Origin of the sequence: Streptomyces sp. NPDC006512, from assembly GCF_040611935.1 — a bacterium.
Taxonomy (GTDB): domain Bacteria; phylum Actinomycetota; class Actinomycetes; order Streptomycetales; family Streptomycetaceae; genus Streptomyces.
This window is the reverse complement of sequence record NZ_JBEXPG010000026.1, coordinates 23,285-37,467: the sequence shown is the minus strand read 5'-3', so window position 1 is coordinate 37,467 and position 14,183 is coordinate 23,285. Positions and strand designations below refer to the sequence as shown.

The window sequence follows — 14,183 nt, the reverse complement described above, 5'->3', positions numbered from 1 at the left end:
GACCCACGGTGATTGATTCCGCATCGTGGGCGCAGCGTCTGGGCGGGGACATGTTCCTCGCCCAGACGTGTTTCCGCGCCCACACAGTGATCCGCTCAGATGGCGCCGCCGTCCCTTCGCTACTGACCTGGGAGGACCTCAACGAGATCGTCGCCGTGCACCGGCTGGAGCCGCCCCGCATGCGGCTCTCGCGTGCGGGCGAGGCCGTACCTGCCACGGCGTACTCCGTCCTGCGCACGAATCGGCGCGGGGTGTCGTGGTACCAGCCCCAGCCCGCCGAGTTCCACGCCCGTCTCGCCGACGGCGCCTCCCTGGTGATCGACGCGATCGACCAGATGCACCCGCCCGTCCGCGAGGCCGCCGTCGGTCTCGAACGGTTCTTCCGCACGCCCGTCCAGGTCAACGCCTACGCCTCGTGGACCGCCGAGGAGGGCTTCGGAACCCACTGGGACGACCATGACGTCGTGGTCCTCCAGCTCGAAGGCTCCAAGCGGTGGAAGATCTACGGGCCCACCCGGCAGTCCCCCGCCTGGCGCGACGTCGAGGCCCCCAAGGCTCCGACGAGCGAGCCGATCGCGGACATCGTACTCACGGCCGGGGACCTGCTCTACCTGCCGCGCGGCTGGTGGCACGCGGTGAGCGCCGACCAGGGCACCGCATCGCTCCACCTCACCTTCGGACTGGCCACGCAGACCGGTGCCGAGTTCCTCGGGTGGCTGTGCGACGACCTGCGCACCAGCGCCACCGTCCGCTCCGACATCCCGCGCTTCAGCACCCCCGAGGAGCGCATGGACTACCTGGCCTCCGTACGCAAGGAGGTGCTGGCCGCCCTGGAGGACCCGGCGGTTCTCGACCGCTGGGAAAGGTCGCTGGACACCACGCACCCCGGTCATCCGCGCCTTTCCCTGCCGCACCTGGCCACCGTTCCAGCCCAGCCTGGGATCACCGTCCAGGTCACCGTGTCCCGCGCCCGGGTGGACCAGGACGCCGAGGCGGTCACGTTCTCCGGCGCCGGCCGCGAGTGGACCTTCGGCCTCCCCGCCGCCCCACTGCTCCGCCGCTTGGCCGACGGTGAGCCGGTCACTCTCGGGGACCTCGCCGCCGAATCCGGCCTCACCGTCGGCCAGAGCGCTGAGGTCGTCACAGCTCTGGTCGGTGGTCAGGCCGCCGCCGTCATCGGGGCGACCAGGTGACCGCCTCTCTCGGGCTCGGAACGTACAGGGTGCGCGCCGTCGAGGAGGCAGCGCGCACCGCGTGCTCCGACGGGCTGGTCTGGCTGGACACGGCGCCCAACTATGCCGCTGCCCACCAGGCCATCGGCCGTGTGATCGCTGACCACACGTGCGCCATGGTCGCGACGAAGACAGGGTTCTTCACCCAGGTGGAAGGTCAGGCCGCGCTGGCGGCCGGCGTCCTCACGCACGAGGAAGCCGCCGCCGGCCACAGTCTCCGCCCCGACTTCACCCGCTGGCAGACCGATCGCTCCCTCACCGCCCTGGGCCGCGCCGACATAGTGTTCGTCCACAACCCCGAGCACGCCCACCAGGACCGCTCGGTGCTGCATGCGCGGCTGCGCGGGGCCTTCTCCGTACTGGAGGAGTACGCCACCGCAGGTCGCATCGCCGGATACGGAGTGGCCACCTGGTCAGGCTTCCAGCACGATGCGTTCACCGTCCCCGAACTCCTCGGCCTGGCCAAGGAGGCCGCCGGATCGGGTGAACACCATCTCGGTGCCGTCCAGCAGCCGATCAGCCTCGTCATGGTCCGCCCGATCGCACTCGCCCTGGACGGGCGGGGCCCGCTGGTCCAGGCCCGCTCGGCCGGCCTGCTCACCTTCGGCTCCTCGCCGCTGCACGGCGGCGAACTTCTGGACCTGACAACGCCAGAACTCAGCGACTTCATCCGCCCCGGCATCAGCCCGGCCGCCGCCTGCCTCCTGGCTGCGGCATCCTGCCCGAGCCTGGACGTGGTACTGCTGTCCGCCAGCACTGCGCAGCACTGGAACGCCGCCAAGGACGCCATCGCCTGCCCGCTCGAACCGGGCCAGCTCAGGAGGGTCACCGATGTACTCGCCCAACGATGAGACCACCAGGGCACGCATGGTGGACGCGCTCGCCGCCGCCTCCGAGCACCTGGGCACCGCTCCGACGGGGCGTCTGGCATGGGGGTGGCTCGGCCGGACCATCGGCTCCCGCACCGATGGCGGCCACTGGCTCCGTGTCCACTGCGGCGAGGCCGCCAAGACCCCCGCCACCAGGAACGAGGGCATTGCGCTCGCCGAGGAACGCGTGTCGGACAAGGTGTCCCGCCCGCACCTCCACGACCTGCACCGGTGGGAACGAGGGGAGTACGTCTTCGAGGCCGAACTGATCGACTACATCGCCCAGCCCGTCATCTCCCCGGAAACTCCCGACCTCACCGCCGACCCGGGGCTGCCGGATTCCTGGTGGGCAACGCTGCGGGAGAGCCTGGACGCCCTCAGCACCGCTGAACCACCCCGCGAGACCATCCGGCAGTCCTGGGCGGACCGCGTATTCCCCGAGTTCCTCGGCATCCCAGCGCCGACCATCGCCGAACGCGTCACCGGACACGCCGATCTGCAGTGGGCCAACCTCACCCACCACCCCCTCGTCATCCTCGACTGGGAACGCTGGGGCGCCGTCCCCGTCGGCTACGACCCGGCCATGCTCTACGTCAACAGCCTCCGCGTCCCCACCGTCGCCGAACGCATCCGCACCGAGTTCGCCGACGTCCTCGACACCCCCGCCGGCCGGATCGGCGAACAGATCGCCCTCGCCGAAATGCTCCAGGCGGTCGGCCGCGGTTGGTACGTGGAGCTGGCCCCACTACTGCGCCGGCGCGCCGAGGAAATGACGGGAGTGCGCCCCCCGATCCCTACGGGTCCCAGGACCACTACCTGACACCGCGCTCATTCGTACCCCCGGGGCCACGCAGCAGTGCGTGGCCCCGGGGGCACTACCTCTTTGGTCAAGGTGGATGGGTGCTGGTTCCGGCGTCTGGAACGATGTGCCTGTGCATGCTGATGATCAGGTTGGCGAGGGTGTCTCTGCGGAGCTTGCGGTGTTTCTGCTGAACGCCGCCGACGGCCGTCCGGTGAAGATCGTGCCTTCCGTCTGCGTCGGGTGCGACGGGCGCGTGTTCTTCATGCTCGTTGACGATGTCGAGGGCGGAGCCGAGAGGGTGTGCGCTGGTTGCGGCGGCCGCGCGTTCATCGCGGATAGCGAGGAGTTCTGGGAGGACCTGGACCCTGGCGAGGCCTGCTGCCCGTGTGGGAGCGAGGAGTTCGAGACGGCAGTCGCCTTCTCGCTCGTCGGCGGCGGCTCAGTCCGTTGGGTGACGGTTGGACTCCGATGCCGGATGGACGGCGCCGTTGGGGTCTATGCCGACTGGAAGATCGACTACGGCCCCACGGATCACCTCCTGACCATGGTCTAGGTCTGCGGTCTCACGTGAACGCGTCATGACCGCATCATGTGGAGCACCTCCCACCGTCGGCCGGGGAGGTGGCCGCGAATACCTCGTTCGGCCCAAGACACAACCTACGCGGATCCGGCAGGTGCTCCCCGGAACGGCTTCGGATCGGATCCATGCTCGGTAGCGTGGGCGACCTTTCGGGGCACGGCGTTACGCTCCCCCGGGAGGTCATGCTGCCGAGGGGGGCATCCGGTGTTCGTTACCACGCGAGAGATCACCCTGTGCTTCGAGGCGACCCACGCTTCGCCCGTGCTGCCCCGGTGGCATCCCGCGCACAGCATCCACCGGCACCTCTACGAGCTGGGATTCGAAGTTTCCCTCCGGACAGGCCGCGTCCACGGCTGGCGGGCACGAGTAGGCGCTCCAGCAGTGGGTCGAAGACGAGTCGGCACTCCAGCAGTGGGCCGAGGCCGTTCTGCACGGGCGGCACCTGAACGATGTCGTCGAGCGGCCGACCGCCGAGCTCTTCGCCGTGTGGGCCTACGAGCACTGGGTCGATCGGCTGCAGGGCCCGTCGGCGGTACGCGTCTCGGAGACCCGCGACACGGCGGCGGCCTACCGCTCGGCGTGACGCCTACCTCGACCGTCTGCTGTCCGGCCACCTACGGCCCAGCTCGTCCACGGCGCAGGATGTCGGCGTAGACGCGGCCCGGACTTTGGGCTCGCCTCTGCTTCATCTCCCATCCGACGACGGGGGAGGGGTTCGCCAGCGGACCAGGATTTACACGTACGAGCGAGAGCGCACCGCCGGAGCCCGGCCGCAGAGGCGGGGGTTGTAGCGGAAGACGTCGTCCGCGACGGCGTCGCCGCCGACCCGAGGGAAGCGCTGCTGCTGACGGTCGGTGATTTCGTTTGCTCGGGCGAGGATCTTGAACGGGACTTCGTGGCACGTACCGCCTGCTGGAGCCAGGCCAAGCGGGCGGTGCTCACCTACGACCAGGAGCCGCGTTCGGTACCAGGACGCCACCCGCCACCTCATCCCCGCCATGGCCAGCATCTGGCGTCTGTTCGTCGCCTACGCCAACCGCCGAGGATGGGAACAGGTCCAAGCCGGCGCCTGGCACTACCAGGGAAACTCCGGCATCTGGGGACCAGACGGCGAACCTCGACCCGTTCCTACGTCCAGCCCGGTGACAACGGAAGCCGGGCCACCTGTCGATGCACGCGGCGTCACCATCCATAGCCAGATGAGCTCCGCTGAATGGCCGCCAGTTGGGAGAGCCAACTGGCCACTATCCATCGATCGCCTGGCTCACAGGAACCGATCTCCAACCGGCTCCATACAGAGCTTCACGTTGTTCCCACCGCCGAGGAAGCGGACCGCCGTGCTGCTCGAGTGCGGGGGGAGCGTGCCCTTGCGGGCGAGGCGGCGGCCGAGGGCGTCCCCGCTGGGTCGCTCGCGGCGGGGGTTCGTACCGAAGGAGCGGTACGCGTCGTACCAGGAGGCGATGCGAGGATCGGTCTCGTCCGCGGGCGACCAGTCACCGGCGGCGACCGACTGCTCGAGGTCCGCCAGGGCGGCATCGCTCTCGGGGCCACGGCTCGTGCCCGCGCAGGCCCTCGGCCGTGACCAGGGCGATCAGGGCGGTGGGGAAGGCTGCCGCGACCTCGGGGGACAGACGCAGGACAGTCAACGGGACTCCGTGGTGCTCAGGGGCCGGATCATGATCGGTGCTATGGCGCCGGCACGGGTCGGGGCAGGCGGGCCGTGAGCGCTCCCAGGCCCGCGGCCAGGAGAGCGAAGACCGGGGCCAGACCGACCCCCGCGCTGAACCCCCACAGCCCGAAGGCGAAGGCGCCCGCCGCCTGGCCCAGCGCGGAGCCGCTTTGTAGCGCCGCACCCACCCAGGCCTGGGTCTCCGCCGCAGTACCTGCGGGCGCGAGATCGCCCGTCAGTCCGTACACGGCGACGAAACACGGCCCGAAGGCCGTCCCGACGGTCAGCATGAGAGCGATGGCCACCATCGTGTTGCCGGTGCCCGCCACCGCCAAGACCGTTGCGGCCAGGCCCAGGTACACGAGCAGGCGCGGCAGCCGCGACACCTGGGCGGCCCGCTCCGGCGGCAGCGCGCCGATCAGCAGCCCGCCCGCGATGCTGCCGGCGGCCAGCACGCTCACCGACACGCTGCCGAGGAGTTCCCCGCCGTGCGAGATCAGACTCACCTCGACGACCCCGACCGCAGCGGAGAAGAACAGGGCGCAGCCGAGGTGCATCCGCAGCGGAACGCTGGTGAGCGATCCCTTCCAGTTCTGCTCCTTGCCGACGGACTTGGCGGGTTCGCGGCCGGCCAGCGCCCGCAGCAGCAGCACCGTCGCGAGCACGCTGGTCAGGACGCTGGTGCCCAGGGCCACTTGCGGTACGAGGACGGAGCTGAGGGCGCCCACCAGCAGCGGGCCCACGATGAATCCGGCGTCGGCCAGCACCGCGTCCAGCGCGAGCGCCGTCGAGCGGGTCTCCTCACCGGTGACGGACCTCCACATGACGCGGCTCAGCACGCCCACCGGCGGGGCCACGGTGTTCGCGGCCAGCGCGCCGGCGAAGGTGAGCAGGACAGGCCCGTGCGCCAGCTCGTTGACCACGATCAGGGCGACCAGGGCCGCGTGGAGGGCGATGGCGCTCCAGAGCACTGCGGCGTAGGGCAGCCGGTCGAGCAGCCGTCCGCGGGCGGGCGCCGCGATACCGCCGAGGGCGGATACCGCGGCCACGGCGCCGGCGACGCCGTAGGAGCGGGTCGCCGCGACGGTGAGCAGCAGGCTCAAGGTGAACATCGAGCCCTGTAGCTTGCTCGCGAGTGCGGCCACCGCGCACCCGGCCATTCCCGGCCCGGACAGCAGTCGGCGGTAGCGGCCGAGTCCCGTGTGGTCCGGTGTCATGACGTGGGCGCGGTTGCGGGCTCGACGGTGATCTCGAAACGGCCGACCGCTTCCCGGGCCAGGCGCAGTGCCTCGTCCGGGGTGTCGCCGGTGGCGCTGGCCGCCCCCGAGCGGTCGGAGGAGCTGCGCAGCTCGCCGATGACTGAGCCGGGCGCGACGGTGAGGTACGCCTCCGTAACGCCTTCGGCCGACTCGGCCGCGTCCAGGCCGCCGATGTCCGTCACCGTCCCGGCCCCCGGTGTGAGGAACCAGGTCGAGGCGGCCCGCGGCCGGGCGGTGCCCTCCAGGTCCAGCGGGCGCCCGGCGAGCCAGTCGAAGGTGATCCGCTGGACGTCCAGGCCCACCGCCGGCCGTACGAGTTCGACGATGCCGCCGCCGGGACGGCAGTGGGTCTCGACGATGTGCCGCCCCCTGGCGGTGAGCACGATCTCGGTGTGGGCCGGCCCCTCCATCAGCCCCACGGCGTCGGGACACGCGCCTACCTCGGCCGTCACCTCCCGCACGGCGTCGGCGGAGAGGCGCGCCGGCACCAGGTGTCCTGCCTCGACGAAGTTCGGTCCCTTGAACTTCTCGGTGACCGAGAGGAGATGGTGCGTGCCGCCGGTGCTGAAGGTCTCGACGCTGAACTCGGGTCCGTTCAGGAACTCCTCGGCTATCCACGTACCCTCCGGGCCCGGCGCTGCCGTGCCCGGGGTCCGGGCGACGGCGTCGTCCAGACCCTTCTCATCCGGTACGAGGGTCACGCCCAGGCTGCCCGGTCCGTCAACGGGCTCGAGGACGAACGGGTAGCCCGCCTCCGCAGCGAATCCCTGGACCTCGTCGGCGTTGGAGACCCGCGCGGCGGTGACCGCGCCGGCCGCGGAGCCGCGCAGGATCTCGCGCATCCGCGCCTCGTCGTTCGCGGCCCGCGGCGCGCCGGGGCCGTTGCCGGGGAGGCCGAGTGACTCGTTGATCACGGCGACGGCTTCCACGTACGCGTCGCTCATCGGCACCGCCACCCACCGCGCACGGTCATTGCGCACCTTCTTCCTGTTCATCCGAGGCGACTGCCTGAGGGGTGTCCAGCAGGCGGTGGCGGTCTCTGATACGCCGGGCGTACTCCGGGTCCTGCACCATAAGTATGAAGTGCACCCGGTGCAGGGCGTGGTGGGGGATTCCCGGCCACAGGCGATGAACCGTGTGGTGGCCGTCCGCGTACGGATGGACCAGTACCCGGTCCAGCAGACCCTCGTTGGAATGGTGGCGTCGAAGACCGTCGCAGAGTCGGAGTAGTCGGAGTAGAGGTGCTCGTCCGCCTCCGCGATCAGCCGCAGTACGGGCAGGAACGTGAAGCCGCTGATCGCGCGACGCGGCACCGAACACGGCTCCGGACTCGGAATCAAACGCTGGGTGCCGAGCGCGCCGTCGCCCACCCGCACTGGTTCCGCCGCCCGTGGATCCGCTGGGAAAGCCGCGACGACATCCACGAGGCCTGCCTCACCCCGGGATGCGCACGCATCTGCTGGCGCCGCCTGTCACAACGCGTCCGAGCCCTCGCCCTCCCGCAGTAGCCGTTCCCGGACCGAAGGCGCACGGTCAAAGCGCTGGCTGACCCGCATGCCTTCTTCGCGTGAGGTCACCCTCGGCAGCGGGACGAAGTGGTCCGGAAGCACGTCCAGCAGACTCGTCACGCAGTCTCCCGTACGCAGAGTGATCAACAGCTCGCACCGCAGCTGACGTGGAACGTCCGGGCGGTGGGACAGGCTGTGCCACAGGGCCGGCCACAAGTAGTGGGTGCCACCGGGCGCCACACTCGCTCGCACCCAAGCCGGGTCCAACCGCTGGCTCAGGCCGAGGTCGTACGCCCGCTCCTCCAGCCTGAACAACGAGGCCGAATCGACGGCTTTCAGCTCGCGAGGCAACGGCTGATCGAAGTCCATCGCCCCATGCTGCCCGACGGCACCCCGCGACGAGGGTGCCGGGAGCGTGGCCGCAGCGGCGGAAGCGTCGAATTACCGGGCGGTCTCCTGGTCGGGGTAGGTGGTGGGCGTCTTGACGACGCGCGGCAGAGGGACGTGCGGGTGCTCGATGACGAGCTCGCGGCCGCACGCACGGAGTTCGTGGGCGAGGAGTTCGGTCAGACCGGATGCCCTTGCCTGCCTCCCGCTCTCTCGCCTATGCCGAACTGTTGCCCTCGGCGTCAGTCCCGTCGTGTCGGAGGTCGCATCTAGGTTGATCTACAAGATCACTGGCGGGTGGCGTCAGGGGTATGCGGAGCAATCGTGGGGGGTTGCCGTGCATTGGTGGACCAGGAAGCCCGGGGATCGGGCGGAGTGGGTGCTTGAGCCATTGGTGGAAGTAGGGCCGTTGCGGTTCGGGATGAACCCGGACGAAGTGGCATCGGCCCTGGACGGAGCGGTTGCCCATGTCTCGCAAGGGTTGGGCAGCGGCAGCGGCATCGGCTGGGGCTACTACACGGACTGGGGTGTGACTGCGATCTACGGCGAGGACGATGGCCTGGTTGCCGTAGCGATCGATGCGATGGATGGGCCGTTGGTGCGCCTGGGGGACATCGGCCTCATAGCCCGGGTGCCGTCCGAGGTACGCGCAGACATTCAGGACCTCGCGCTCCGGCAAGGGGTTTCCGTGCGAGTGAACTGGAGCGGTGATCCGGAAGTCGAGGCATGGGGGGTCTCCCTGGGCGCCGCACAGGAGCGGGGGTTGACGCCCGAGGGGTACACGCAGCGATTGGACACGATGATCACCAACGCGCTGCTGGTCGGCCCCGAACTGGCGAAGAACCCGTTCGGGTCAGAACCGGTCATCCGTTGGCGCGACGTCCGTGACGAGCCGCCGAACGTGGGGGCGTGGCCAGTAAGGGCTGAGCAGGAGCGACAGCACTGGGACTGGACACCGTTGGAGAACGTCGGTCCGCTCAGGTTCGGTATGAAGCCACAGGAAGTGGCTGCGGCACTGAGCGACGAGCCGACCACGCGCCATGGCCGGTATCCGTTCGGAAGGTCGTGGGAAGGCCTGGGACAGTGGATCTTGGGCGAGGAACGCTTCGACCGCGTAGGCGTAACCGCTCACTACTCCAGTGGCTACAACTGGCCCCCCACTCTCGGCGCTGTCACCATTCACGGACGGACTGGGCCTCAGGTCGAGTTCAGTGGCATCCCACTGATCGGCATGGCGGTCTCGGCCGTTGACACAGCCCTGATCCAGCACATCGAAGAGCGAGATCTGGGCCTGGTGATCGGCTGTGGCGGCGATCTGGGGGTGGACGGTCTCAACATGTACGTACGGACCTGTAGAGCCGGGGACACTGTGGTGAGTGGGGCTCGGTTCTGCCAGGCTCAATGGGAGGACCACGGCTGATCCGCTTCGGGTCCAGGACGCAGGGCATGCCCTTGCCGGGAAAGATCCGCAGGCCGGGGGTCCAACAACGTCCGCCCGGCCGCGCGCCGGACGTTGGCCTCGTCGGCATCCGCGAAGGCGTACTTCCTCCGCGTGCCGACGCTCGCGTTTCGCATCCGCGCCGAGGCGAAGAACCCAGCGTCGCCATGCCCGCCGACCCGTTAATGATTTTTGCGTGGCCGGGAACCGGTTCGGTCGCTGCGGGTTCCGCTCGCCTATCCGGCGAGGGCGAGGTCGTGCAGGCGGGCGATGCCGCGCACGGTGTGACGGACGCCGTCGCCTTTGAGTCGGCAGCCGCAGAGGATCTCCCAATCTGCGTTCTCGGGCCTCAGGCGGCGACGGACTTCCGTTCGCGTTCGGAGAGCGGAGCGGCATCCAGGTAGGCGAGTTTCCGGCCCGTGAACATGTGGCGCAGCATGTCGGGCTTGAACAGTCGGGAGGGCGGCCGCTCCATGCTCATGACGTCCAGGAGAGCACTCAGGGCATGCGGGTTGCGTGCGCCGGCATCGACGGCGCGGTCGATGAAGGATGCGAGGAATTTCTCCAGCTTTGTCGGCGGCTTCCCGCTGGCCCCCGGATAGAAGACGTCCTGACCCACCGCCAAAGCCCAAGCGATTCCCACCGGACGTGCGACGGCTCGTTGAACGCGGCGGGCCGTTCCGCGGCTACCGAGCTCGTGGCTGTGGAGCACGTCTCTGAGTGCGACGGCGCATTGGGCCGAAACGGTCAGTCCGTGTCCGTAGACGGGGTTGTATCCGGCGACGGCGTCGCCGAGGACAGCGAATCCGGACGGCCAGTGCGCGGCCTTCTCGTAGAATCGCCGCTTGTTGGCGGTGCTACGGGTGGTGACGACATCGGCGACGGGCTTTGCGTTTGCGAGCAGTTCACCGATGACGGGATCGCTCAACGAATTGGCGAAATCGAGGAAGTCGTCGTTCCGATTCGAGGGCTGTCCGCCGCGGGTGCCGGAGAGGGTCACCATCCAGCGTCCGTTTTCGATCGGGATGATGATGCCGCCTCGGCCAGGGGCGTCGCTGGGGTTCGCCTGCACGTTGACGAGCGGGAAACCGTCGGCGGTGCTGCCAGGCGCATGGTAGATGCGGCTCGCATAGCCGACGCCGGCATCGACGACACGCTCCTCCAACGCTGGTACGCCCAGGTTTTTCAGCCACGTGGGTGCCTGGCTGCCTCGTCCACTCGCATCGATCACGAGGTCTGCGGCCAGTGACGTTTCGGCGCCGGCGGACCTGATGCGTACTCCGGTCACCCAGCGCGCGTCACCCTCCAGAGCCAGGAGTTCGGTTTCCTGACGCAAAGTGATGCGAGGGTTCCGTAGGACTTCCGTGCGAATGGTCGCGTCGAGCAGATCACGACTGCAGACGAGGTTGGTGTGGTGGCAGGCGTCGAAGCGGCGGAACCACTGGCCGGAGGGGGCCTTCGAGACGAGACCCGCCATGACCGGGACGCGACGGGCGCCATGGGTGACGAGTCGGTCGACGATGCCGGGCAGGAGTTCCTCGAATGCCTTGACTCCGCCAGACCACAGCAGATGGCCATGGCGTGCTTGAGGAAGTCCTTTTCGAGGCTCGGGGCCTTCGGGCAGTGCGTCGCGCTCGATGATCGTGACGTCGGCGAAGTCGGCCAGAACGGCTGCGGCAAGCATGCCCGTCATTCCTCCGCCGACCACTATTGCCGTACGCCGCGGTGCGGTAGAGCCTTCATCCATCGGTGTGACTACTCTTTCTGTTTTCAGCGAGCCGTCGAACGGCTTCAACTCGTGACGGGGATCGGAGAGCGAGCGAAATCGGTTCCACGCTGATCAGTTCACTGCTGATCGGGGCGGAGCTTTCACCGTCCTCAGGCCTCTTAGCGCTGCGGAAGAGATCGACCGCCACAAGGATGTCGATCGCGCCGGCCATTCCCCGCGCGTAGTGCTCCTCGTACCCGGCCTCCAATGCGGAGTGGAACGCGGTACGGCGACGCTGGTCGTCAAGGTGAGGCGCCAGGAGCAACAGACCGTCGCGAATGTTCGTCTGTCGTCGCATCAGACGCAGGGGGAAGGGGGAGAACTGGCGGACGCGGAGGGGCACGGGCGACGGGTCGATCGAGTGGAGCAGCCGCCACAGCGGCCTCAGACGACGGTAGGTCGCATGATCAGTCCAACGATCCCGCAGGAACGGGCCGGCTTGGGGGAGGATGAAACCGAGGGCGACCAGAATGCCGTTGAGCAATGCGAAGTTGGGGGCGATGTGCAAGCTCAGGAAATCCCAGTCGGGGGTGCCGAACCAGCGGGCGGCGAGTGCGCATAGTTTTGTGACATCGAAAACGAGGCCGCATGCATAGCCTGCCTGAAGGAGGCGTAGACCCGCTCGTAGCCAAGCCGACTCGAGTTCCTTGACCCAGGGCAGGATCAGCCGGACCGCGGCCATGGCCGAGGCCATGTGGGCCAGCAGGTAGAGGAGAATGTGCTCCCGCATCCATGGCGTGGTGGCGTAATAGGTATCGAGATCCGTTATGCGCTCGGTGGGGACATCCGCCATGAAGAACGAAACCCAGAGGGCCGCGATTATCCCCACGTGAATGATCCACACGCGGCGTGTGCGCCGAAGGCGCTGTGGTCCCGGTCCGTCCTGCCATGTGATGAGCATGCTGAGGCAGCAGCCGCCAAAGCCGGTGAGCAATGAATATGTCCACGGTGCGGCGACATTCGGGACTCCGATGAGTGTATTGATCCTGTGGACGGAGGTGGGTGCGATGGAGAGGAAGATCAGCGTCGCCAGGAACAGCATCAGGCTGGTCGAGCGGACATTGGGATCGCGAAAGGCGCGCCTGAGAGTGGGTAGCTTGATGAGTAGCGCCACCACGAAGAAGACGGCGGGCACCATATACGGGATGCGTAAGTCAGTTGCTTCCATCAGCCCATTGGTCCGCTTCTGGCCGTGAGTGATGAGGCTATTCGGCCCGCCCGAGTTCGTTGGGTAATCGTGTCGCGGGCGCGTGGACCGGGTAACCACGACCGGAATCGGCTGCCGACGAGCAGGCCGAACTCCTCGGCTCGTATCTCAGCCTTCACATTGTGATCGGCCTGTACGTCCGAGCGTGCCGCGATCCTGAGCAATTCCCCCCACGGGATGTCGTCATCCGTACCGAAGCGGCGGGCGGCAGCGGCGACCGGTATTCCATGATGGCCGCAGTCTCCGCTCTTGATGTGCCACAGTTCGTGCCCCAAGATCGTGAGCTGATGCTCCGGCGGTGTGCGCTGTTCCACGATGACCAAAATGAACTTGTCGCCCTCCAGCGTGAGCCCCGAGGCCCCGGTACTGTCGGGGAACGGGCGGATCCTCAACCTGATGGGTTTCTTCATCTGTTCCGGCATTTGCTCGGACATGACGTTGCACAGCGTCTGCATCAACTCTTCCGGCTCGGCAGGAAACTCCAGAATCCTGGCGGTCTCCCTGGCGAGATCTGCGAGCAGGGTCTTCATCGCCCTGGTGCTCACTCGTCGCCGTCCTCGTCGATCCACTCGCGGATCTTCTTGGCGAGAGTGGTCTTTCTCGCATGCGAGAGGGTCTTTGCGCGGGTGGAGGTACCTGACAACCCGAGTTCCTCCATGATCTGGTTCATGGGGTCGTTCGGGTGGTATTCAAGTCGACTTTGGTCGGGCAGACGTTCGAGTTCCATGAGTGCCGACTGAAGTGCCCTGTTCAGCAGCTGTGACTTCGTCGCCCACAGGAACCCCTCCTCGGTCCCGAAGAACTTCTCGAAGTATTCCTGCAGGGGAACTCCGTGTTCAATGGCCGGCACCTTGGCGCCGAGGCACAGCTGCCGCACCCACTCGGGAGACAGGCCGAGCTGAGAAGCGATCTCCCGGCGTACGTCGGTAGCCCGCCTTCCCGTCTCAGCCACGAGCTTTTCGAAGAGGATCTTGACGCGCCCGCTGACGCGTTCGTTGATGCTCTCTTCTGGAAGTTCCTCACCCGCCAGCAGCCTGTTGACCTCCCCTTCCGTCAACAGCGTGCGGCTGGAGAGCGCGGAGACGTCGACGACCTCGGCGCGGTCGAGGCCCCTCTCGGTGATCAGCGCGTCAAGCCGTGCCAACGTCTCGCTGAGAGGGGGGTGGGGCTTGCTCACCGATGTGCTCCCAGAGTTGAGAGTGACGACCAGGTCGCTGGTATGTGGTGCGACCATACGTCGCCGATTCGGCCTGCGGCCAAGCTTCACCAACGATCGTGGCCGGATCACCAACGATCGTGGCTGGATTGCCAACGACCGTTGACAGTCGCACAGTTGGGGACCAGGATCGTGGCGCAGGCGACGACCGCAGCGCGGTTTCACGGCTTCGAATCCCGGCATGCCCATGCAAGCCACTTCTGGCTTGAGCCGGCGCCGAGGCCGTGGGTGACCTGAGGCCCGTGAAG

12 protein-coding genes and 4 pseudogenes are annotated in these 14,183 nt (G+C 68.0%); 7 read left to right on the top strand and 9 right to left on the bottom strand.

From position 1 onward, the window contains the following. Positions 1 to 8: 8 nt before the first annotated feature. The 5 genes and pseudogenes from ABZZ17_RS19520 to ABZZ17_RS19500 form a co-directional block, all read left to right on the top strand. Complete coding sequence (locus ABZZ17_RS19520) at positions 9 to 1,193, top strand: cupin domain-containing protein (protein ID WP_356877542.1); 1,185 nt, start codon at positions 9 to 11, stop codon at positions 1,191 to 1,193. Further along, positions 1,190 to 2,083, top strand: coding sequence for an aldo/keto reductase (locus ABZZ17_RS19515; RefSeq protein WP_356877541.1), 894 nt, complete (start codon positions 1,190 to 1,192; stop codon positions 2,081 to 2,083). The genes ABZZ17_RS19520 and ABZZ17_RS19515 overlap by 4 nt, the downstream gene beginning before the upstream one ends. Then, positions 2,064 to 2,921 carry a hypothetical protein gene (locus tag ABZZ17_RS19510; RefSeq protein ID WP_356877540.1) on the top strand — a complete coding sequence of 286 codons (858 nt, stop codon included), beginning with the start codon at positions 2,064 to 2,066 and terminating at the stop codon, positions 2,919 to 2,921. The genes ABZZ17_RS19515 and ABZZ17_RS19510 overlap by 20 nt, the downstream gene beginning before the upstream one ends. Before the next feature lie 112 nt (positions 2,922 to 3,033). Continuing rightward, positions 3,034 to 3,456, top strand: coding sequence for a hypothetical protein (locus ABZZ17_RS19505; RefSeq protein ID WP_356877539.1), 423 nt, complete (start codon positions 3,034 to 3,036; stop codon positions 3,454 to 3,456). Positions 3,457 to 3,898: 442 nt separating this feature from the next. After that, positions 3,899 to 4,066, top strand: a pseudogene (locus tag ABZZ17_RS19500) (6-carboxytetrahydropterin synthase); the annotation flags it as partial. Between the two features lie 771 nt (positions 4,067 to 4,837). Here ABZZ17_RS19500 and ABZZ17_RS19495 read toward each other — a convergent pair. The 3 genes and pseudogenes from ABZZ17_RS19495 to ABZZ17_RS19485 all read right to left on the bottom strand — a co-directional run. Then, positions 4,838 to 5,129, bottom strand: a pseudogene (locus ABZZ17_RS19495) (hypothetical protein); the annotation flags it as partial. Positions 5,130 to 5,169: 40 nt separating this feature from the next. Next, the gene (locus ABZZ17_RS19490) at positions 5,170 to 6,369 is read right to left on the bottom strand and encodes an MFS transporter (protein ID WP_356877538.1); all 1,200 of its coding nucleotides are present in this window, start codon (positions 6,367 to 6,369) and stop codon (positions 5,170 to 5,172) included. After that, on the bottom strand, positions 6,366 to 7,391 hold the full coding sequence (locus ABZZ17_RS19485; protein ID WP_356877537.1) for an ATP-grasp domain-containing protein: 1,026 nt from the start codon (positions 7,389 to 7,391) through the stop codon (positions 6,366 to 6,368). The genes ABZZ17_RS19490 and ABZZ17_RS19485 overlap by 4 nt, the downstream gene beginning before the upstream one ends. Before the next feature lie 298 nt (positions 7,392 to 7,689). Between ABZZ17_RS19485 and ABZZ17_RS19480 the strand changes: the two are divergent. Beyond that, a pseudogene (locus tag ABZZ17_RS19480) lies at positions 7,690 to 7,919 on the top strand (IS5/IS1182 family transposase); the annotation flags it as partial. Here the strand turns inward: ABZZ17_RS19480 and ABZZ17_RS19475 are convergent. Next, positions 7,884 to 8,288: a hypothetical protein gene (locus ABZZ17_RS19475; RefSeq protein ID WP_356877536.1), complete on the bottom strand. Its 405-nt coding sequence runs from the start codon at positions 8,286 to 8,288 to the stop codon at positions 7,884 to 7,886. The pseudogene ABZZ17_RS19480 and the gene ABZZ17_RS19475 sit on opposite strands and share 36 nt — an antisense overlap. Before the next feature lie 292 nt (positions 8,289 to 8,580). Between ABZZ17_RS19475 and ABZZ17_RS19470 the strand changes: the two genes are divergently transcribed. After that, positions 8,581 to 9,726, top strand: coding sequence for a hypothetical protein (locus ABZZ17_RS19470; RefSeq protein ID WP_356877535.1), 1,146 nt, complete (start codon positions 8,581 to 8,583; stop codon positions 9,724 to 9,726). 254 nt (positions 9,727 to 9,980) lie between these two features. Here the strand turns inward: ABZZ17_RS19470 and ABZZ17_RS19465 are convergent. From ABZZ17_RS19465 to ABZZ17_RS19445, 5 genes and pseudogenes are all read right to left on the bottom strand, one after another. Beyond that, positions 9,981 to 10,076 (bottom strand): annotated as a pseudogene (locus tag ABZZ17_RS19465) (IS5/IS1182 family transposase); the annotation flags it as partial. Between the two features lie 17 nt (positions 10,077 to 10,093). Next, positions 10,094 to 11,491 carry an FAD-dependent monooxygenase gene (locus tag ABZZ17_RS19460; RefSeq protein ID WP_356877616.1) on the bottom strand — a complete coding sequence of 466 codons (1,398 nt, stop codon included), beginning with the start codon at positions 11,489 to 11,491 and terminating at the stop codon, positions 10,094 to 10,096. After that, the gene (locus ABZZ17_RS19455) at positions 11,484 to 12,680 is read right to left on the bottom strand and encodes an MAB_1171c family putative transporter (RefSeq protein WP_356877534.1); all 1,197 of its coding nucleotides are present in this window, start codon (positions 12,678 to 12,680) and stop codon (positions 11,484 to 11,486) included. The genes ABZZ17_RS19460 and ABZZ17_RS19455 overlap by 8 nt, the downstream gene beginning before the upstream one ends. After that, positions 12,680 to 13,249, bottom strand: a complete 570-nt coding sequence (locus ABZZ17_RS19450; RefSeq protein WP_356877533.1) for a hypothetical protein — start codon at positions 13,247 to 13,249, stop codon at positions 12,680 to 12,682. The genes ABZZ17_RS19455 and ABZZ17_RS19450 overlap by 1 nt, the downstream gene beginning before the upstream one ends. Positions 13,250 to 13,260: 11 nt before the next feature. Further along, entirely contained in the window at positions 13,261 to 13,896 is a 636-nt protein-coding gene (locus ABZZ17_RS19445) for a hypothetical protein (protein ID WP_356877532.1), read from the bottom strand. Positions 13,897 to 14,183 lie beyond the last annotated feature (287 nt).

Coding starts and splice junctions, on each gene's coding strand:
- ABZZ17_RS19510 (WP_356877540.1), top strand. CDS start 2,064: ATGTACTCGCCCAACGATGAGACCACCAGGGCACGCATGGTGGACGCG.
- ABZZ17_RS19490 (WP_356877538.1), bottom strand. CDS start 6,369: ATGACACCGGACCACACGGGACTCGGCCGCTACCGCCGACTGCTGTCC.
- ABZZ17_RS19475 (WP_356877536.1), bottom strand. CDS start 8,288: ATGGACTTCGATCAGCCGTTGCCTCGCGAGCTGAAAGCCGTCGATTCG.
- ABZZ17_RS19460 (WP_356877616.1), bottom strand. CDS start 11,491: ATGGATGAAGGCTCTACCGCACCGCGGCGTACGGCAATAGTGGTCGGC.
- ABZZ17_RS19455 (WP_356877534.1), bottom strand. CDS start 12,680: ATGGAAGCAACTGACTTACGCATCCCGTATATGGTGCCCGCCGTCTTC.
- ABZZ17_RS19450 (WP_356877533.1), bottom strand. CDS start 13,249: ATGAAGACCCTGCTCGCAGATCTCGCCAGGGAGACCGCCAGGATTCTG.